15 protein-coding genes are annotated in these 19169 nt (G+C 69.4%); 11 read left to right on the forward strand and 4 right to left on the reverse strand.

Features of this window, described 5'->3' with window-relative positions; all coding sequences use genetic code 11:
* Positions 1-209 precede the first annotated feature (209 nt).
* The gene (locus OG219_RS30125; RefSeq protein WP_266831702.1) at positions 210-1541 is read right to left on the reverse strand and encodes an alpha-2,8-polysialyltransferase family protein; all 1332 of its coding nucleotides are present in this window, start codon (positions 1539-1541) and stop codon (positions 210-212) included.
* Positions 1541-2527 carry a glycosyltransferase family 2 protein gene (locus OG219_RS30130; protein WP_266831704.1) on the reverse strand — a complete coding sequence of 329 codons (987 nt, stop codon included), beginning with the start codon at positions 2525-2527 and terminating at the stop codon, positions 1541-1543. The genes OG219_RS30125 and OG219_RS30130 overlap by 1 nt, the downstream gene beginning before the upstream one ends.
* A 198-nt stretch (positions 2528-2725) precedes the next feature.
* On the opposite strand from OG219_RS30130, the gene OG219_RS30135 reads away from it, so the two are divergent.
* From OG219_RS30135 to OG219_RS30155, 5 genes are all read left to right on the forward strand, one after another.
* Entirely contained in the window at positions 2726-4078 is a 1353-nt protein-coding gene (locus OG219_RS30135; protein ID WP_266831706.1) for a DUF6716 putative glycosyltransferase, read from the forward strand.
* 77 nt (positions 4079-4155) lie between these two features.
* Positions 4156-5466, forward strand: coding sequence for an N-acylneuraminate cytidylyltransferase (locus tag OG219_RS30140; RefSeq protein ID WP_266831708.1), 1311 nt, complete (start codon positions 4156-4158; stop codon positions 5464-5466).
* 14 nt (positions 5467-5480) lie between these two features.
* Positions 5481-6416: an N-acetylneuraminate synthase family protein gene (locus OG219_RS30145; RefSeq protein ID WP_266831710.1), complete on the forward strand. Its 936-nt coding sequence runs from the start codon at positions 5481-5483 to the stop codon at positions 6414-6416.
* A gap of 29 nt (positions 6417-6445) precedes the next feature.
* Positions 6446-7576: a hypothetical protein gene (locus tag OG219_RS30150; RefSeq protein ID WP_266831712.1), complete on the forward strand. Its 1131-nt coding sequence runs from the start codon at positions 6446-6448 to the stop codon at positions 7574-7576.
* Positions 7577-7664: 88 nt separating this feature from the next.
* The gene (locus OG219_RS30155; protein ID WP_266831714.1) at positions 7665-8828 is read left to right on the forward strand and encodes a low temperature requirement protein A; all 1164 of its coding nucleotides are present in this window, start codon (positions 7665-7667) and stop codon (positions 8826-8828) included.
* Positions 8829-8853: 25 nt separating this feature from the next.
* Here OG219_RS30155 and OG219_RS30160 read toward each other — a convergent pair whose 3' ends face one another.
* Together OG219_RS30160 and OG219_RS30165 are read right to left on the reverse strand one after the other, a co-directional pair.
* Positions 8854-9882: a hypothetical protein gene (locus OG219_RS30160; RefSeq protein WP_266831716.1), complete on the reverse strand. Its 1029-nt coding sequence runs from the start codon at positions 9880-9882 to the stop codon at positions 8854-8856.
* Positions 9879-10421: a SigE family RNA polymerase sigma factor gene (locus tag OG219_RS30165; RefSeq protein ID WP_266455456.1), complete on the reverse strand. Its 543-nt coding sequence runs from the start codon at positions 10419-10421 to the stop codon at positions 9879-9881. Before OG219_RS30165 ends, OG219_RS30160 begins: the two co-directional genes overlap by 4 nt.
* Before the next feature lie 373 nt (positions 10422-10794).
* On the opposite strand from OG219_RS30165, the gene OG219_RS30170 reads away from it, so the two are divergent.
* The 6 genes from OG219_RS30170 to OG219_RS30195 all read left to right on the forward strand — a co-directional run bounded on the left by OG219_RS30170 (position 10795) and on the right by OG219_RS30195 (position 19169).
* Positions 10795-12033 (forward strand): amidohydrolase, encoded by a 1239-nt coding sequence (locus OG219_RS30170; protein WP_266831718.1) that lies wholly within the window; start codon positions 10795-10797, stop codon positions 12031-12033.
* A gap of 440 nt (positions 12034-12473) precedes the next feature.
* Positions 12474-13529, forward strand: a complete 1056-nt coding sequence (locus tag OG219_RS30175) for a BMP family protein (RefSeq protein ID WP_266831720.1) — start codon at positions 12474-12476, stop codon at positions 13527-13529.
* Between the two features lie 300 nt (positions 13530-13829).
* Positions 13830-14879 (forward strand): BMP family protein, encoded by a 1050-nt coding sequence (locus OG219_RS30180; protein WP_266831722.1) that lies wholly within the window; start codon positions 13830-13832, stop codon positions 14877-14879.
* Between the two features lie 272 nt (positions 14880-15151).
* Positions 15152-16783: an ABC transporter ATP-binding protein gene (locus OG219_RS30185; RefSeq protein WP_266831724.1), complete on the forward strand. Its 1632-nt coding sequence runs from the start codon at positions 15152-15154 to the stop codon at positions 16781-16783.
* Positions 16783-17907: an ABC transporter permease gene (locus tag OG219_RS30190; protein WP_266831726.1), complete on the forward strand. Its 1125-nt coding sequence runs from the start codon at positions 16783-16785 to the stop codon at positions 17905-17907. Before OG219_RS30185 ends, OG219_RS30190 begins: the two co-directional genes overlap by 1 nt.
* Positions 17904-19169, forward strand: a complete 1266-nt coding sequence (locus tag OG219_RS30195; protein ID WP_266831728.1) for an ABC transporter permease — start codon at positions 17904-17906, stop codon at positions 19167-19169. Before OG219_RS30190 ends, OG219_RS30195 begins: the two co-directional genes overlap by 4 nt.

Genomic DNA, 19169 nt, shown 5'->3' on the forward strand with positions numbered 1-19169 from the left:
AGAAAGCTATTTGCTGCATTGGAGGAAGCTATGGAGGCTTGGTTAAGGAACGATGAACGCCCCGGGTCCGTGAGTTGTATGCATAGTCTCCCTTCACCCATTTGAGGCGGCCGTTCGATCGCGCCGGGAATACGGGCGGCAACACACGGTGGGTGGGTGGATCACTGGCTGATCCACCCACCCACCGCACCACTCTTCCGGGCCTGCGATCAGCGGCGTACCGCCTTGCGCAGCGCACGCGCCTGCCGCACCACTCGGCGTGCCGTGGAGTTGCGGGGCACGAAAGCCAGCCGCTCCGGGATGCCGCCGGGAAGGCCGAGCGAGGTCAGCCGGCGGCGCTTGAAGTAGCGCTGGGTGCGCGGGCCGAAATGCTGGGACAGATAGCGTTCCGTGGCCGGGCGCAGCGCCGGGTGGATCTGCGGCTGCATGGTGAACCCGAGCGCGACGACCAGACCGTTCAACTCGTCGGTGGGGAGGGCGTCGTTGCCCTTCTTGCCCTCCAGGTCGGGCAGCAGCGCGTCGGCCAGCGCGACGGGCACGCGGTTGCTGTTCTGGTAGGGCGTGAGGCGATCCAGTATCGGCTCGGTACCGATACGGGCGACCGGCAGGTCGTAGAACGCGGAGGCCGTGAACAGCGCGGTCGAGAAGCAGCCGACCACCAGAGCGGGCCGGGTCTTCTCGAACAGCACCTCGGCGAGCACCGGCGTGTTCAGGACGGTGAGTTCGACGCCGAGCTCGGCGGCCTCGGTCTCCAGTGCGCGGCTGTAACTGGCCGGCGCGGTCGGGTGCGGCTTGAACACGATGGTGCGGTGTCCGCGGTCGACGGCCCCGCGCATCATCCGCACGTGCAGGTCCTCCTCCTCCTTCGCGGAGAGGATGTTCAGCGCCGACAGGTACTGGCCGAGCAGGAGTGCCGCGTTGTCGGGCAGCGCTGGCAGCTCCGGTACGGCGCCGCCGAGCCCGCTCAGCACCTTCAGGAACGCGTCCGAAGGCACGACCTCCGCGGGCACGTCGAACTCGGTCAGCAGCAGCGGTGTCAGTCCGGGCACCAGGTCCAGGTGCAGCAGCCGCCGTACCCGCGTGCCGACCAGCGGGTCGAGCTTGTTGCGGGTGGGGCCGTAGCTCATCAGCCCGTCGGCGTAGACGTCGATGGGAGCCCCGGTGAACAGCTGCGCCACCGTGAAGGCGGGGCTGACCTGGATCGACTCCAGGACCAGCTCCACCCGGTCGTCGCCGAGGTCCCACAGCAGCCGCAGATACCGCTCGAACAGCGGGATGTCGTCGGTGCGCGGCGACCACGCCCCGGGGTGGAACGGCCGGATGGCCTCGTTCCAGGACAGCACCCCGTCGAAGTGGTCGCTCAGCGAGGCGAACCCCGGCATCTCGTCGACGGCGGGGGTGGTCTCCGGCGTCATGGAGTTGTTGAACACCAGGAGCAGACGGCGGTCGGCGGGGGTGAACTGGTCGGACTCGATCGCGGCGGCCAGGGTCGCGGCGCCGTACAGCGTCGAGGCGCAGAAGATCTGGGTCGTACGGGACATCAGGCGGCCGCCTTCGCAGTGGTGATCCGGCGCCGCAGCCGCCGCAGTTTCGAGGAACGGCTCAGGTCCATGGTGTCGAGTACGTCCCCGAGCGCGTCCTGCGGCATCCGCTTTATGGCCGCCGCGCTCATCGACCGCAGCTGCTTGGCGACGGCCGGTTCGAATTTGTCGATCTCGGAGAGGTGGTGGGCGATGATCGCGCAGTACGTCCGCACCGCCTTGGGCAGCAGCCGGTCGGCGTCGGGGTCCGCCGCGGTTTCCTCGACGACCTGATCGAAGGCGCGGATGAAATCGAGTTGACGGACATCACCGATTTGAGTGAGTGAGGAAGCGACTCCACGTCGGTAGAAGACGCCCAGCAGGCTCACCACGGCGAACGACTCCGCCTCGCGGTGCAGTTTCCAGATCCACGGCCGGTCCTCGGCCGTGCGCAGCCCGTCGGTGAAGTGCAGCAGCCCCCGGTCGAGCAGCCTGCGGTGATAGGCGCCAGCCCAGGCGTACGCGTAGTCGACCGAGGTCGTCCGGTCGACGGGCAGGATCGCCTCGCGCGGGTTCATCACCTCGTTGCGCCGCCCGTGCGGGGCCCGGTGCACCGTACGGCCGCGGTTGGTGGCCTGTACGTGGTCGGTGCGGATGAAGTCGCAGCCCAACCCCTCGATGGCCGACACGAGTTCACCGAGATAGCCGGGAGCGAGCCAGTCGTCGCCGTCCAGGAAGGTCAGGTACTCGCCCCGGGCCGCGTCGAGGCCGGTGTTGCGCGCGGTGGCGAGCCCCCCGTTCTCCTTGTGGCGGACATAGCGCACCTGGGCGACATCCGAAAGTTCTTCGGCCGCCCGTTCCAGGATCGCCGGAGTTTCATCCTTCGAATGGTCGTCCACCAGCACGAACTCGAAGTCCTGCCGGGCGTTCAGGCGCAGGCTTCTGAGGGTGTCCGGGGCGTACTGCTGGACGTTGTAGAAGGGCACGATGACGGAGAGCTTTGGCACGCCAGGGAGCCTATGAGGCTGCCCGGATCCGGAACTTTCCGGCGCAGGTACGGGGGGTGAACTCGATGTGTCGGAACGGTGCATTCCGTAATCTTCCTGGTCTTCGACGGGCCAGTTGGGCTTGGGGAAGTGTGCTGTTAACTTTTTGTTGAGTTGAGGTTGGGTTATATCTAAGAAATGGTTCCTAGCGTCTTGGGTGTGCCACCAAGTGCAACTAGTACATCGAAATCTCTGCGGATCGCGGTACTCGCGGACTCCGACACCCGTTGGAAATGGGGTGCCCTGACCGCGGACCGGATTGCCCCGGGCCCGTCAATGGAAGCCGGATCGCGCGGCGACGCGCAAGTCGGCCCTGCGCTGAGCGGATTCCTGCTGCGCGGCCGGGCCACTCCCACGGCCCGCCAGCTGGCGGAAGTCGGTGTCCGCGCCGACTCGATCCGTGAGGTGACCGCCGTCGAATTCCTGCGCACCATGGAGCGGGAGTCGTACGACGTCGTGATCCTCGCTTTGGTCGGCGGCGCCGTCCAGGCGATGCTGCACGGCCTGCGACGAATCTGGGAAGGCCGCGCCGAGCGGCCCCTGGTCGTCACCGGCTATGTCGGAGTCGTGTACGAAAAGCTCGCCGACGGCCTCCTGTTGCGGCACGGCGCGGACCTCGTCCTCGCCAACTCCCGTCAGGACGCCGACCGTTTCCGAGCCGTGTACGAGGGGGTGGGCGCCGACGCCTCGGCGGTCACCGAGGTGGCACTGCCCTTCCTCGGGGGCGAGCCCTACAAGAAGGGCAACGACCCGTACACCGTCGTCTTCGCGGCCCAGCCCTCCGTACCGGAGAACCGCAAGGACCGCACCTACCTGCTGAACCGCCTGATCCAGCACGCACGGCTGCACCCGGACCGAGAGGTGCTGCTCAAGCTCCGCTCCAAGCCCGGCGAACACACCACGCACATCGAGGAGTTGCCCTACCAGAAGCTGGTCCAGAAGCTGGACCCGCCGGCCAACTTCCGCCTTGTGTACGGGCACATGGGCGAAGTCCTCGACAACACCGACCTGCTGGTCACCATCAGCTCCACGGCCGCCCTGGAGTCGCTGCACCGCCGTATCCCCACCGTCGTCCTCAGTGACCTCGGGGTGCGTGAGGCGCTCGGCAACCACCACTTCGTGGGCTCGGGCTGCCTGGCCTCCTGGGACCAGCTCGACGACGGACACCAGCCGGTGCCCGACGCGGCCTGGGTGTCCCGGCAGGGCGTCGCCGCCGACGGGTCGTACGAGACGGCCTTCGACGTGGCACGGTTCAGGATCACCGAGCTGCTCGAAGCGGCCGAACTCCCGCCGCTCGCCCCGTACTACACGCCCGTCACCGCACCCGGCTACCTGCCCGGCATCCTCGCCCGCCACCACCTCGGCCCGGACGGCACCCCGCTGCCCGGCGCGCCCGCGGCGGACAAGGAGCCCAGCCCCGTACGCCAGATAGTGCGCCGGGCGGCCCGTGGCGCCTACCGCCACGGTGTCCAGCGCGTGGCCCCGGTGATCCGGCGGATGGGCGAACTGTGAGCGACTCCGACCCACGCGTCCCGGGCCCCTCGGGCCTCCCACGCCTCTCTCGCCTTCCTCGTCAAGGAGAACAGCGAATGTCCAACTCGGAAGCCGGCCAAGCGGGTCAGGCGGCGCGGGTGCGCCGCGTGCTCGCGGTGATCCCCGCGCGTGGCGGCTCCAAGGGGGTCCCCGCGAAGAACCTCCTCCCCGTGGGAGGTGTGCCGCTGGTGGCCCGTGCCGTGCGCGAGTGCCGCGCCGCGCGCCTCGTCACCGACGTCGTCGTCTCCACGGACGACCAGGCGATCGCCGCCGCCGCCCGCCAGGCCGGCGCCGAGGTGGTCCTGCGCCCCGCCGCCATCGCCGGCGACACCGCGACCTCCGAGGCCGCCGTCCTGCACGCCATGGACGCCCACGAGGCCCTGCACGGCTCGCCGGTCGACGTGGTCCTGCTCGTGCAGGCCACCAGCCCGTTCATCGTCCGCGAGGACATCGACGGGGTCTCGGCCGCCGTCGTGCAGAACGGCGCGGACACCGCGGTCACCGTCGCCGCCTTCCACGGCTTCATCTGGCGCGACGCCGACGACGAGGCCACGGCCGTCGACACCACGTCCACCGCGTCCGTGGGCGGATCATCGGTGGCGGTCGCCAACACCACGGCCACGAGCGGCGGTTACGGCGTCAACCACGACAAGTCCTTCCGCCCGCGCCGCCAGGACCGCCCCCAGGACCTCCTGGAGACCGGCGCCGCGTACGCCATGGACGCCACCGGCTTCCGCGAGCACCAGCACCGCTTCTTCGGCCGTACGGAGCTCGTCCGCACCGACCCCGCGCGAGTCCTTGAGATCGACGACCCGCACGACCTCGCCCGCGCAAGGGCGTTGGCGCCGCTGTTCGACGCCAACCGTCCCGGCACGCTCCCGACCGCCGCCGACATCGACGCGGTCGTCCTCGACTTCGACGGTACCCAGACCGACGACAGGGTGCTGATCGACTCCGACGGACGGGAGTTCGTCTCCGTGCACCGCGGCGACGGCCTCGGTATCGCGGCCCTCCGCAAGAGCGGCCTGAAGATGCTGATCCTGTCCTCGGAGCAGAACCCGGTCGTCGCCGCCCGGGCCCGGAAGCTCCAACTCCCGGTCCTCCACGGCATCGACCGGAAAGATCTCGCACTGAAGCAGTGGTGCGAGGAACAGGGCATCGCGCCCGAGCGCGTGCTCTACGTCGGCAACGACGTCAACGACCTCCCGTGCTTCGCCCTCGTGGGCTGGCCCGTGGCGGTCGCGAGCGCCCACGACGTCGTGCGCGGCGCCGCACGCGCGGTCACCACCGTCCCCGGTGGCGACGGCGCGATCCGAGAGATCGCCAGCTGGATCCTCGGCCCCTCTCTCGACTCCCTCGAAAAGTAAGGAACCACACCCCCATGAGCAACTCCCGTCTGCGCACCTTCGGTTCGAAGACCGCCGGCCCCGGCAACCCCGTCTACGTCGTCGGCGAGATCGGCATCAACCACAACGGTGAGCTGGAGAACGCGTTCAAGCTGATCGACGCCGCCGCCGAGGCCGGCTGCGACGCCGTGAAGTTCCAGAAGCGCACCCCGGAGATCTGCACCCCGCGCGACCAGTGGGACATCGAGCGCGACACCCCCTGGGGCCGCATGACCTACATCGACTACCGCCACCGCGTGGAGTTCGGCGAGGACGAGTACCGCCAGATCGACGAGTACTCCAAGTCGAGGGAAATCGACTGGTTCGCGTCCCCGTGGGACACCGAGGCCGTCGCCTTCCTGGAGAAGTTCGACGTACCGGCCCACAAGGTCGCGTCCGCGTCGCTGACCGACGACGAGCTCCTTCGCTCGCTCCGCGCCACCGGCCGTACGGTCATCCTCTCCACCGGCATGTCCACCCCGAAGCAGATCCGCCACGCGGTCGAGGTCCTCGGCTCGGACAACATCCTGCTCTGCCACGCCACTTCGACCTACCCGGCGAAGGCGGAGGAGCTCAACCTCCGCGTCATCAACACCCTCCAGGCGGAGTACCCGAACGTCCCGATCGGCTACTCCGGCCACGAGACGGGCCTGCAGACCACCCTCGCGGCGGTCGCCCTCGGCGCCACCTTCGTCGAGCGCCACATCACCCTGGACCGCGCGATGTGGGGCTCCGACCAGGCCGCCTCGGTCGAGCCGCAGGGCCTCGTGCGCCTCGTGCGTGACATCCGTACCATTGAGGCCTCTCTCGGTGACGGCATCAAGAAGGTCTACGAGTCCGAGCTCGGCCCGATGAAGAAGCTGCGCCGCGTCACGGGCGTCGTCGCGGAGGCGGAGATCGCCGACGCGGCCGGCGAGCCGGTCTCGGTCTGAAACCCTTACGACGGGACGGTCGTACGTCGATGAGCCCCCGCGCCGGTTCCGCCGGCCCCCACACTCTCGCCTTCGTCGAGAGTCCGGTACAGCTCCTGAACGTGCTGGAGTGGGCGTACGCCTATACCCTCCGGCCCGAGCAGGACAGTTCTCCGGCGCCCGTCGGGGCGCCGGCCGGGGGGGCCGCCGGGCCGCCCGGCGCGGGGCTCACGCTCGTCGTCCTCTCTCCCAACGACCCGATGACCCGCGGCCAGTTGCGCCGCATGGCGGACCTGGCCCGTGACGAGGGCTACGAGGTGCGCTGGGAGGAGGCGCGCGGTGGCACCGCGGCCCCTTTCCAGACGATCGGCGGCCTCGCCCCGCTGTTGCGCAAGGCCGACCGCATCGTCATGGGAGACCCGTTCTCCCGTTACGTACAACTGCTGTTGACGATCACGAAGGCCCGCGAACTGGTCGTCGTGGACGACGGCACGGCGACGATGGAGTTCGTCGCCCAACTGGCCGGTGGCGAACGCCTGGTGCGCTGGCACCGGCGCGGTGGCCGCCCCGGCCCGCGCGACCTGCTCTTCGCGCCGGTCTCGGCCTCGGCCCGCCGCCGCCTCACCCCCTCCGAGAGACGCTCGGTGGAGGTCTTCTCCTCGATGCCGATCGACTCGGCCCCGGAAGGCGTCCGCCTCACCCCGAACGACTTCTCCTGGACCCGCGCCCGCTTCGGCCCGCCCCGCATCACCAAGGGCGCGGACCTCGTCGGCACATCGCTGGTCGAAACCGGCGTGGTCGACGCGGACCACTACCTGGAGGCGGTCCGCACCCTCGCCAAGACCCACGGCGCGACCCGCTACTTCGCCCACCGCCGCGAGAGCACGGAGAAACTCCACCGCCTGGCCGTCGAAACGGGCCTGGAAATAGTCCGCCCGGACCTCCCCCTCGAACTGATCGCCCGCCGCGGCCCGATCGGCCGCACCATCCTCAGCTTCCCGTCCACCGTCGTCCACACCCTGCCGCTGGCCCTGGCCGGCACCGAGGTGCGCGTCGCCGTCTGCGACATCGACCCGACCTGGCTCACGGAGCACGCCTCGCCCCGGGCGCAGGGGTTCCTGTCGGGGGTCACGGGGACGGCGAGGGATGTGACCCGGCTGTCGGCGAGTACGGCGGTCTGACCCGCTCCCGCCCGAGCCCTGGGTATTGTTCCGCGGGGTACACGGGCGGGGGAGGGGGACCGTGGTGACACGGAGTGAACGGTCGCGGATGGCGGCAACCGGGGACAGCCACCGGGTGACACCGGCGGAGCTGTTCTTCGACCTGGTGTTCGTGTACGCGATCACCCAGGTCACCGCACTGATGGCGGCCGATCCGACGGCACAGCGACTGCTCGGCGCGGGCGTGGTGCTCGCACTGCTGTGGTGGTGCTGGTGCTGCTTCGCCTGGCTGGGCAATGTCGTACGGGCCGACTCCGGGCCGATGTTCGGGGTGCTCATCGCCGTGATGGCGGTCGTCCTCGTCGTCTCCCTCACGGTGCCCGAGGTCTACGCCGACGCACCGGGCGGCCTGCCCGCACCCCTCGTCTTCGTGCTCTGCTACGGCGCGGTGCGCATCCTGCACCTCGTCACGTACTGGCTCTCCGACCGCGAGGACCAGGCCCTGCACGCCACCCTCCGCCGGACCGCCCTGCTCTCGGTGGCGCCGCCCTTCGCGCTGCTCCTGGTGGGCAGCGCCTTCACCGGGATCACCCAGATCCTGATCTGGCTGGGCGCGGTGCTGATCGACTACCTCGGCATCTACGTCACCGGATCCTCGGGCTGGCGGGTGGCCTCGCCGGGGCACTTCTCCGAACGCCACGGCCTGATCGTCATCATCGCCCTGGGCGAGTCGATCGTCGCCATCGGCGTCGGGGTGTCCGGACTCCCGCTGAACGCCCCGGTACTCCTCGCGGCCCCCGCGGGCCTACTGGTCGTCGCCGGCCTCTGGCGCCTGTACTTCCGCCGCCTCAGCGAGCCCGCCGAGCACCACCTCGCGGCCCTGGAGGGCGACGACCGCACCCGCTTCGCCCGCGACGTCTACACCTTCCTCCACCTGCCTCTGGTGGCCGGCGTGGTCCTCACGGCCCTGGGCATGAAGAAAGCCCTCCAACAGGTCGCCGACACCGACCACTACGACCTGTCGGAACCGCTCCACGGAGTCGTGGCCTGGGCCCTCACCGGAGGCGTCGGCATCTTCGTCCTGGCAGCCGCGGCAATCCTGCTCCGGACCACCGGACGGGCGTCCACCATCCTCGTCGCCGGCGGCCTCGTCCTCCTGTGCGCGGGCCCGGCGGTCGCGGTCGTCCCCGCCCTGCTGGCCCTGACCCTGCTGGCCGCCGCCGTGACGGCCCTACTGCTCCTCGACCGGCGGACGGCCACGCACGAGGCCTGATCCGTCCGGCGCCCGCCCCGACACCCTACGACAACGTCTTCGCGTAGAACTTGTCCTGGTCGGAGTCGTAGACGAGCTTGCCGTCGGCGTCGTAGCCCTTGATGCGAGGGGCCGCGGTGACCTGCTGTTCGAGGATTCCGGTGGCGGCGAACCAGCCGTGGTCCAGGGCGGCCTCGCTCGTGCTGCCGCCGTACGTGACGGTCACCTTTGCCACCGAGGAGTCGACGGTGCCGATGCTGCCCCAGCGGAACGGCAGCTTCCAGCCGTTGCTGGTGATGATCGTCTGCTTGTAGAGCTTGCCGCCGTTCATGTCGGGGACGACGTGGCCGGTGTCCGGGCCGGCGTCCGAGCCGCTGATGTTGATGCCGCTCGCCTTGCCGTCCTTCACGTTGCAGATGACCCGCATCTGCTCGGACTCGGACTTCGGCTTCTCCTTGACCGCCACGACGAAGATGCCGTCGCCGGGGGCGTTGTCGTCCCCGGTGCTGTTCATTGCGAGGAGGATGCGGTAGTCGGCGGCGGTGCCCAGGTCCGTCTGGGAGAAGCCCATGCCGCTGTTGTAGGCGATGCACGCGTCCAGACCGTCCGCGGCCCGGGACAAGGTGATGCCGTCGACGAGCTGGCCGGGTGTGGCCGGGCCGGCGGGACCGGACGGGGATGGGGATGGGGACGTTGCGGTGGGGGGCGCGCTGGGTGTCGGGGACGCCGTACCCACCACCGTGTCCGTGCCGGCCGGTGAGCTGTCCGTCCTTCCGAAGGCGTACGCCCCCGCGGGCACGGCGGCCAGGGTCACCAGCACGACCCCGGTGGCCGCCGCACGCCGCCGGCTGCTCGTGCGGCCCTGCCGCTGGATGGTGGCGCAGGGAGCGGGTGAGGGCGCGATGGCGTACGCGTCCTCGGCCAGCAACTCCCTCAGCTGCGCCTCGAATCGGCCTGGAGCGGAGTCGGCGTCGAGACCCGGACCGGAGGGTGATCCACCGCCCGGCTTCGAGCCCTTCGACCCCCAGGAAGGGTCCCAGCCCTCGTACACGACCTCGTTCTCGTCCCGGCTCACCGGCTGCCTCCCCGTTCGAACGTCATGGGTCCTGGCGCGTCCATGACCCGCGCCAGCCCCGGATACTCACGCAACTTCGCCAGCCCCTTGGACGCCTGGCTCTTGACCGTGCCCTGCGAACAGCCCAGTACCTCGGCGGTCTCCGCCTCGGAGAGGTCCTCCCAGTACCGCATGACGACCACCGCCCGCTGCCTCGGCGGCAGCCCCGCCAGCGCGGCCATCAGCACGCTCCGCTCGTCGGCCCGCGAGACGGCGTCGTCCTGCCCCGCCCGCTCCGGCGGCGCCGCGGTGAGCCGCTCGGTGACCCGCCGCTTGCGGAAGCGGTCGCTGTTGCAGCTGACCAGCACGCGCCGGACGTACGCCTCCGGGCTGTCACTGCGCCGCACCCGCCGCCAGGACCGGTAGGCCTTGGCCAGCGCGGTCTGCGTCAGGTCCTCCGCGTCGTGCGGATCACCCGTCAACAGATAGGCGGTCCGCACCAGATGGGTCCACCGCGCTCTCACGAAGGCCTGAAACTGGGCGTCTTCCTCGACCTGCATTCCGCACCCCCTCGCCCCCCAGACCACCGGTTCGGCGGATTTGGTTGCCCGGGCGCCCGACAGTCACCGTCCGTGTCGACACCTCCGCGTGGCGGTGACGGTTCCGGGATCACGGGGAGGGTTGTGAGACCGTGGAGAGCGAGTACGGGAATGGGCTCGGGCACATGGGACGTTTCCACTCGGGAGTCCGCGGGAGACCCTCGGCGGAACGGTTCAAGATCCAATCGCCCGGAAAGCCGGGTGAGTTTACCCATCCCATTCACTGTGTATGCGCCGTGCGGCCAGATTTTCTTCCCCTAACGGGTTGAAGTTTTGTTGATCGTGGGTCAGTTGGCCGCCCGATCGCCCTACCCTTCAGAGGGTGAACGAAGTCATGTCCCGAGAGTCCGAGGCCGATCTCCCCGGGGAAGCCGTGCTCCCCGGCGCGCTGCCCGAGGCGCTGCGCGCCGAACTCGTCGCGTTCCGCCGCGACTTGCACATGCACCCCGAGCTCGGCAACCAGGAGTTCCGCACCACCGCGGCGCTCAAGGCGCGCCTGGAGCTGGCGGGCCTGGAGCCGCGCGTGCTCGCCATCGGCACCGGGCTCATCTGTGACATCGGCGACTGGGACGGCGTACGCCCCCTGCTCGCCCTGCGTGCCGACATCGACGCGCTGCCCATCCCGGACACGAAGGCCGACTGCGCCTACCGGTCGACCGTGCCCGATCGCGCGCATGCCTGCGGACACGACGTGCACACGTCCGTCGTGCTCGGCGCCGGTCTCGTCCTCGCCGAGCTGCACCGCGAGGGGCGGCTGCCGCGGCCCGTACGGCTGATCTTCCAGCCCGCGGAGGAAGTACTCCCTGGTGGCGCCCCCGACGCGATCGAGTCGGGCGTCCTCGAAGGCGTCGGGCGGATCATCGGCGTGCACTGCGACCCGAAGGTCGACGCGGGGCGCATCGGATTGCGGCACGGCGCGATCACCTCCGCGTGCGACCGGCTGGAAGTCGCACTCGACGGCGCGGGCGGCCACACCGCGCGCCCTCACCTCACCACCGACCTCGTCACCGCCGCCGCCCGTGTCGCCACCGACGTGCCCGGCCTGGTCGCCCGGCGTACCGACGCGCGCAGCGGGCTGGCCGTGACCTGGGGGCGCATCGAATCCGGGCATGCCTGCAATGTGATCCCGAACCACGCCGAGCTCTCCGGGACCGTGCGCTGCCTGGACCTCGCCACCTGGCGGGCCGCGCCCGACCTCGTGCACGCGGCGATCGACGAGATCGCGAACATGTACCGGGCGAAGTCCGAGATCAACTACATCCGGGGCGTTCCGCCGGTCGTCAACGACCCGGCCGTCACCGACCTGCTGCGCGACGCCATGACCGCCCGGCGCGGGGTGCACTCCATCGAGGACACCGAGCAGAGCCTGGGCGGCGAGGACTTCTCCTGGTACCTGGAGCACGTGCCCGGCGCGATGGCCCGGCTCGGCGTCCGCACGCCCGGCGAGCGCGCACCCCGCGATCTGCACCAGGGTGACTTCGACGCCGACGAGTCGGCGATCACGGTGGGCGTGGAGCTGTTCACCGCGGCGGCTCTGCTGGACGGGGTGCCTCGCTCGGACGCCGGGGCCTGAGGGGACGGACGTGACGTTCTCCGGGGGCTGCGGGGGCGGGCGTGAAGCTCTCCGACGCCGGGGCCCGAAGGGCGGGCGCGACCCTCTCCGGCGCCGGGCCTGAAGCGACGGGCGCGACCCTCCGCGGTCGCGCCCCGACGGCTGATTCCGGTCACTCCGGTAGCGCCCTCCACCCCTCCGTCGTAGCGTGGTGGACCAGACACCCATAACCGCTTGCCCAGTCACGCATACTCGCGATCCGCACACGGATCGTCACCACCACAGTGGGCGCTCTGTCCTCAAGTGCACCTTTCGGCCCCATAGTTCACAAGGACGTAACCGGCCATCGGCACGAATGGATAACGGCCAAGCGAAACCCCGTTCCCTGAACGGTCTACGCGCGTTACTGTGCGCCGAACTCAGCACCCACTGCGGGGCTTTGGAGAATGGGGAACCTTCAGATGCGTCGGATATCCAGACTGACCCGCGTCGCGGTGGGGGTCGCGTCGCTTGCACTCGCGGCCACTGCCTGTGGCGGTACCAGTGACGAAGCGGGCGACGACAGCAGCAGTGCGAGCAGCGGGGGCAAGGGCCTCGCCATCGCCTACGACATCGGCGGCAAGGGCGACCAGTCCTTCAACGACGCGGCCTACGCGGGCCTTGAGAAGGCGAAGGCCGAGTTCGGCTACGAGACCGCCGACATCGAGCCCACCGACGGTGAGACCGATGCCGACAAGGAGCAGCGGCTCGCCTCGCTGGCCAAGCAGGGCTACAACCCGGTCATCGGCATCGGGTTCGCCTACGGCCCCGCGCTGACGGCCGTCGCCAGCAAGTACCCGGACACCACCTTCGGCATCGTCGACTCCGTGGTCGAGGGCGCCAACGTGGCGTCGCTGGTCTTCGCCGAGCAGGAGGCCTCGTACCTCGCCGGTGTCGCCGCCGCCAAGGCCACCAAGACCAACACCGTCGGCTTCGTCGGCGGCGTGGACATCCCGCTGATCCACAAGTTCGAGGCGGGCTACAAGCAGGGCGTCACGGACACCAACTCCAAGGTCAAGGTCGTCTCGCAGTACCTGACGCAGACCGCCGAGGAGGGTGGCTTCTCCAGCCCCGACAAGGGCAAGGCGGCCGCCGAGGGCCAGATCGAGAAGAACGCGGACGTGGTCTACCAGGCCGCCGGTCTGTCCGGCCAGGGCGTCATCGAGGCCGCCGCCGCGGCGAAGGTCTGGGCGATCGGTGTCGACTCCGACCAGTACAACCAGGCAGCCCTCGCCTCGTACAAGGACTACATCCTGACCTCCGCGCTCAAGGACGTCGGTGGCGCCGTGTACTCGCTCGCCAAGTCCGTGAAGGACGGCAAGCCGCTGACCGGTGTGCAGACCTTCGACCTGAAGGTGGACGGCGTCGGTCTCGCCGACAGCAACCCGAAGATGGCGGAGATCGCCGGTCTCACCGACGCCGTGGCCAAGGCCAAGGCGGGCATCATCGACGGCACGATCAAGGTCAAGACCGAGTAGTGACCGTGGCGGTGGGCTGACGTCCGCCGCCGAGCCCGAACGGGCGAACAGGATCAAAGTCACACGGAGCGGGCGGGTGCCGAAAGGTACCCGCCCGCTTCCGTGTCCGCGCCGCAGGTCACCCACCGCCACCGCACCTTTGCGGTCGGCAAGGCTCGACCCACCAAATGAGCGCCGTCGGGCACAGCCGCATAACAAGGTGGACAGAAGGGGTTTTCTAGTTGGTCTACGCGCGTTAATCTGCGGCGAAGCCAGCGCCGAGCCGTTCCGTCAGGCGCTTGTACGACAGGAGCACAACTCATGCGCCGGGTTCCCCGCATCGCGCTCGCAGGCGCTGCGACCGCGTCTCTCGCCCTCGTTCTGTCCGCCTGTGGCGGCACCTCGACCTCTTCGAGCTCGTCGGAGTCGAAGGGCGACCTGGGTCTCGCCATCGCGTACGACGTCGGCGGCAAGGGCGACCAGTCCTTCAACGACGCCGCGTACGCGGGTCTGGAGCAGGCGCAGAAGGAGTTCGGCTACAAGACCGCCGATGTGGAGCCCACGGACGGTGAGACGGACGCCGACAAGACGCAGCGCCTGGTCTCGCTGGCCAAGCAGGGCTACAACCCGGTCATCGGCATCGGCTACGCCTACGCGCCGGCCATCAAGGAGGCCTCGGCGAAGTACCCCGACACCACCTTCGGCATCGTCGACGACTCCACGGTCGAGACGGCGAACGTCGCGGACCTGGTCTTCTCCGAGCAGGAGGCCTCCTACCTCGCCGGTGTTGCGGCCGCCAAGGCCACCAAGACCAACACCGTCGGCTTCGTGGGCGGCGTGGACGTGCCGCTGATCCACAAGTTCGGTGCGGGCTTCGAGCAGGGCGTCAAGGACACCAACTCCAAGGTCACCGTCCTGTCGCAGTACCTGACGCAGACCGCCGAGGAGGGCGGCTTCTCCAGCCCCGACAAGGGCAAGACGGCCGCCGAGGGCCAGATCGAGAAGAAGGCCGACGTCGTCTACGCGGCGGCCGGTCTGTCCGGCCAGGGTGTCATCGAGGCCGCCTCCGCTGCCAAGGTGTGGGCGATCGGTGTCGACTCCGACCAGTACAAGCAGGAAGCCCTGAAGGCGTACAAGGGTTCCATCCTGACCTCCGCGACCAAGGACGTCGCCAAGGCGGTCTACAACCTCGCGAAGTCGGTCGAGGACGGCAAGCCGGAGACCGGTATCGTTCGGGGCGACCTGAAGTCCGGTGAGGTCGGCCTGGCCGATTCCAACCCGGAGTTCAAGAACGACACCGCTGTCCAGGATGCCGTCGAGGCCGCCAAGGCAAAGATCATCAGCGGCGAGATCAAGGTCAAGACCAGCTGACGAGCAGGACCTCAGGACCGCTGAGCGGCTCCGGGGAAGTTCAGGAGGGCTCCACGGGGCCCACCCGCTCTTCCCCGGAGCTGCTTAGTAACCGCGGGGTTACGTCCGCTCAACGGGGTACGGGAAGTCTGGCTCTCCGTATCCCGTTCTCGCGGCGCGTCGCCCCTTATGTTGCCGTAGGGGCGCTACGCGCGTAGACGACCCCCTTTCCCTCAGGAGAGTGCGCCATCAACGCGTCCAGCAGCCCTCCGGCCGGCGCGGTCAACGGTCAGGTGACCGCAGTCGAACTCGCCGGGATCACCAAGCGGTTCCCCGGCGTCGTGGCCAACCACGACATCCACCTCAGCGTCCGCAAGGGCACGGTGCACGCCCTCGTCGGCGAGAACGGTGCCGGCAAGTCGACGCTGATGAAGATCCTCTACGGCATGCAGAAGCCGGACGAGGGCACCATCGCCGTCGAAGGCGAGCAGGTGACCTTCTCCTCGCCCGCCGACGCCATCGCGCGCGGCATCGGCATGGTCCACCAGCACTTCATGCTCGCCGACAACCTCACCGTCCTGGAGAACGTCGTCCTGGGCAGCGAGAAGCTGTACGGCATCGGCAGCAAGGCCCGCCGCAAGATCCTGGACCTCTCCAAGCGGTACGGCCTCGGTGTGCGCCCCGACGTCCTCGTCGAGGAACTCGGTGTCGCCGACCGCCAGCGCGTGGAGATCCTCAAGGTCCTCTACCGCGGCGCCCGCATCCTCATCCTCGACGAGCCCACCGCGGTCCTCGTCCCGCAGGAGGTCGAGGGGCTCTTCGCCAACCTGCGCGAGCTCAAGGCCGAGGGCCTGTCGGTCATCTTCATCTCGCACAAGCTGGGCGAGGTGCTCTCCGTCGCCGACGACATCACCGTCATCCGCCGCGGTACGACGGTCGGCACCGCCGTCCCGTCCCAGACCACCTCGCGTCAGCTCGCCGAGCTGATGGTCGGCAGCGAGCTGCCGACCCCGGAGACGGCGGAGTCCACGGTCACCGACCGCCCGGTCCTGACCGTCACCGACCTGCGCCTGGTCGCCCCCGGCGGCAAGGCCCTCCTCGACGACATCACCTTCACCATCCACGCGGGCGAGGTCCTGGGCCTCGCCGGTGTCGAGGGCAACGGCCAGACCGAGCTGATCGACGCGCTCATCGGCCTCAAGGGCGCCGACTCCGGCACCATCACGCTGGCCGAGGAGGAGATCACCTCCTGGGCCACCCGCAGGCGCCGCGAGCAGGGCATCGGCTACATCCCCGAGGACCGGCACCGCCACGGCCTGCTCCTGGAGGCCCCCCTCTGGGAGAACCGCATCCTCGGCCACGTCACCGAGAAGCCCAACGCGAAGGGCGTCTGGCTCGACATCAAGGGCGCCCAGGCCGACACCCGCCGGATCGTCGAGGCGTACGACGTCCGCACCCCCGGCATCGACGTCACGGCGGCCTCCCTCTCCGGCGGCAACCAGCAGAAGCTGATCGTCGGCCGCGAGATGAGCTCCAAGCCGCGCTTCCTGATCGCCGCCCACCCCACCCGCGGTGTGGACGTCGGCGCGCAGGCCCAGATCTGGGACCAGATCCGGGAGGCGCGCCGCGAAGGTCTCGCCGTACTGCTGATCTCCGCCGACCTGGACGAGCTGATCGGCCTGTCCGACACCCTCCGGGTGATCTACAACGGCAAGCTGGTCGCCGACGCCAACCCGGCGACCATCACCCCGGAGGAGCTCGGCACGGCCATGACCGGCGCCGCCACCGGACACCTGGAGAACGAAGAGCTCGCCGAGCAGGTGGAGCTCGAAGAGCAGGCCGAACAGGCCGAGCCCCAGCAAGCCGCTGATCAAGCCGAGACCACGGCAGAGACCCCGGACGCCCCGGAAGACGAGGCCCGCTGATGAAGAAGTTCGACAAGGAGCGCCTGCTCCTCGCGGTGGCCGGACCGGTCATCGCGCTCGTCGTGGCCGTGGCGCTGACCTCGGTCGTGCTGATCGCCTCGGGGAAGAACCCGATCGAGCCGTACACGCTCATGTTCGAGCAGGCCACGTACAGCGACATCCAGGTCCTGATCATCAACCAGGCCTCGATGTACTACATCGCGGCCCTCGCGGTGGCCATCGGCTTCCGGATGAACCTGTTCAACATCGGTGTGGACGGCCAGTACCAGCTCGCCGCCATGATGGCCGCGGTCGTCGGCGCCCATGTCGCGCTGCCGGCCGTCCTCCAGGTCCCGCTGCTCATCCTGACCGCGGTCTGTACGGGCGCGTTCTGGGCCGGCATCGCCGGTGTCCTCAAGGTCACCCGTGGGGTCAGCGAGGTCGTCGCGACGATCATGCTCAACGCGATCGCCACCTCCGTCATCGCCTACCTCTGGCTGCCGAACGTCTTCGGCGTCAAGGTCGGCAACAACAACACCACCGGCGAGATGGACAAGTCCGGCTGGGTGCCCGGCTTCGACATGGGTGACTCGGGCGAGATCTACGGCCTGGTCGTCCTCGCGGCGCTGCTCGGCATCGGCTACTGGATCGTCCTCAACCGGACCCGCTTCGGCTTCGACCTGCGTGCCTCGGGCGCCTCGGAGACGGCCGCCGCGGCCAGCGGTGTGAACCCCAAGCGCATGGTGCTCACCGCCATGCTGGTCTCCGGCGGTCTGGCCGGCCTCGCGGGCCTGCCGATCCTGCTCGGCGACTCGCACACGTACAGCCTGAACTTCCCGACCGGCATCGGCTTCCTGGGCATCGGCATCGCCCTCCTCGGCCGCAACAACCCCACCGGCATCGCCTTCGCGGCCCTGCTGTGGGCCTGGCTGGACAAGGCGTCGCCCGAGCTCGACTACAACGGCTACGACAAGGAGATCGCGGTCATCATGCAGGGCCTGATCGTCCTCTCGGTCGTCGTCAGTTACGAGTGGGTACGCGAGTGGGGTCTGCGCCGCCAGCAGCGTCGCGTCGGCGCGGAGCTGGCCGCGGGCCATGTCCTCGGCGCCTCCAACAACACCGAGAAGGAGGTGGCGGGCCGATGACCACCGCAACCGACGTCAACCAGCCCTCGCTGGAGACCGCGCCCCCCGGCGGCCGCCGGCTGTCGCTCCCCGTCCTCCTGCTGGTCATCGCGGGCGGCCTCGCGCTGACCTCGATCGTCCGCATCATCACCGGCGCCGACGGCATCACCAACGTCAGCCAGATGTCGACCGCCCTCGAACTGGCCGTCCCGATCGGCCTTGCCGGTCTCGGCGGTCTGTGGGCCGAGCGCGCGGGCGTCGTCAACATCGGCCTCGAAGGCATGATGATCCTCGGCACCTGGTTCGGTGCCTGGGCCGGCTACCAGTGGGGCCCGTGGACCGGCATCCTGGTCGGCATCATCGGCGGCTGCATCGGCGGTCTGCTGCACGCGATCGTCACCGTCACCTTCAACGTCAACCACATCGTCTCCGGTGTGGCCATCAACATCCTGGCCCTCGGCGTCACCCGCTACCTCGCCCCGCTCGCCTTCGAGGGCGTCCAGGGCGGCTCGGCCAAGCAGTCCCCGCCGGTCGACTCACTCGGCAGCTTCACGGTGCCGGGGCTGTCCGACTGGCTCACCACCCTCAACTCCAAGGGCTGGTTCTTCGTCTCGGACGTCGCGGGCCTGCTCGGCGGCCTGGTCACCAACGTCTCCTGGCTGACCCTGATCGCCATCGCGCTGATCCCCGCCACCTGGTGGATCCTCTGGCGCACGCCCTTCGGCCTGCGTCTGCGCTCCTGCGGCGAGAACCCGATCGCGGCCGAGTCGCTCGGCGTCAACGTCTACAAGTACAAGTACATCGCCGTGATCATCTCCGGCGGTCTGGCCGGCCTCGGCGGCGTCTTCCTCTCCACCGTCGCCAACCCCTTCTACCTGGAGGGCCAGACCAGCGGACGCGGCTACATCGGTCTCGCCGCGATGATCTTCGGCAACTGGATGCCGGGCGGACTCGCCCTGGGCGCGGGCCTGTTCGGCTACACCGACAGCCTCAACCTGCGCGGCGGCTCCGAGAACGTCCACGCGCTGCTGCTGCTCGGGGCCATCCTGCTGCTCATCGGCGCGATCTGGCTGGCGATCAGGAAGAAGTACGTGCCCGCCGTGATCACCCTGGTCATCGGTGTCCTGATGTTCCTCTGGTACGCCCTCACCGACGAGGTCCCGAACCAGGTCGTCTCCGCCACGCCGTACGTCATCACGCTGCTCGTGCTCGCGCTGTCGGCGCAGCGCCTGCGCATGCCCAAGGCGGACGGTCTGCCGTACCGGAAGGGACAGGGCAAGTGA

The sequence above is a fragment of the Streptomyces sp. NBC_00038 genome (assembly GCF_026343635.1).
Classification (GTDB): Bacteria; Actinomycetota; Actinomycetes; order Streptomycetales; family Streptomycetaceae; genus Streptomyces.

Bases quoted from the DNA above. Each gene is read 5' to 3' on its own strand.
- OG219_RS30165 (WP_266455456.1), bottom strand. From the start codon at position 10,421: ATGCAGGTCGAGGAAGACGCCCAGTTTCAGGCCTTCGTGAGAGCGCGG.
- OG219_RS30180 (WP_266831722.1), top strand. From the start codon at position 13,830: ATGCGCCGGGTTCCCCGCATCGCGCTCGCAGGCGCTGCGACCGCGTCT.
- OG219_RS30125 (WP_266831702.1), bottom strand. From the start codon at position 1,541: ATGTCCCGTACGACCCAGATCTTCTGCGCCTCGACGCTGTACGGCGCC.
- OG219_RS30170 (WP_266831718.1), top strand. From the start codon at position 10,795: ATGTCCCGAGAGTCCGAGGCCGATCTCCCCGGGGAAGCCGTGCTCCCC.
- OG219_RS30150 (WP_266831712.1), top strand. From the start codon at position 6,446: ATGAGCCCCCGCGCCGGTTCCGCCGGCCCCCACACTCTCGCCTTCGTC.
- OG219_RS30195 (WP_266831728.1), top strand. From the start codon at position 17,904: ATGACCACCGCAACCGACGTCAACCAGCCCTCGCTGGAGACCGCGCCC.
- OG219_RS30155 (WP_266831714.1), top strand. From the start codon at position 7,665: ATGGCGGCAACCGGGGACAGCCACCGGGTGACACCGGCGGAGCTGTTC.
- OG219_RS30190 (WP_266831726.1), top strand. From the start codon at position 16,783: ATGAAGAAGTTCGACAAGGAGCGCCTGCTCCTCGCGGTGGCCGGACCG.
- OG219_RS30140 (WP_266831708.1), top strand. From the start codon at position 4,156: ATGTCCAACTCGGAAGCCGGCCAAGCGGGTCAGGCGGCGCGGGTGCGC.
- OG219_RS30175 (WP_266831720.1), top strand. From the start codon at position 12,474: ATGCGTCGGATATCCAGACTGACCCGCGTCGCGGTGGGGGTCGCGTCG.
- OG219_RS30145 (WP_266831710.1), top strand. From the start codon at position 5,481: ATGAGCAACTCCCGTCTGCGCACCTTCGGTTCGAAGACCGCCGGCCCC.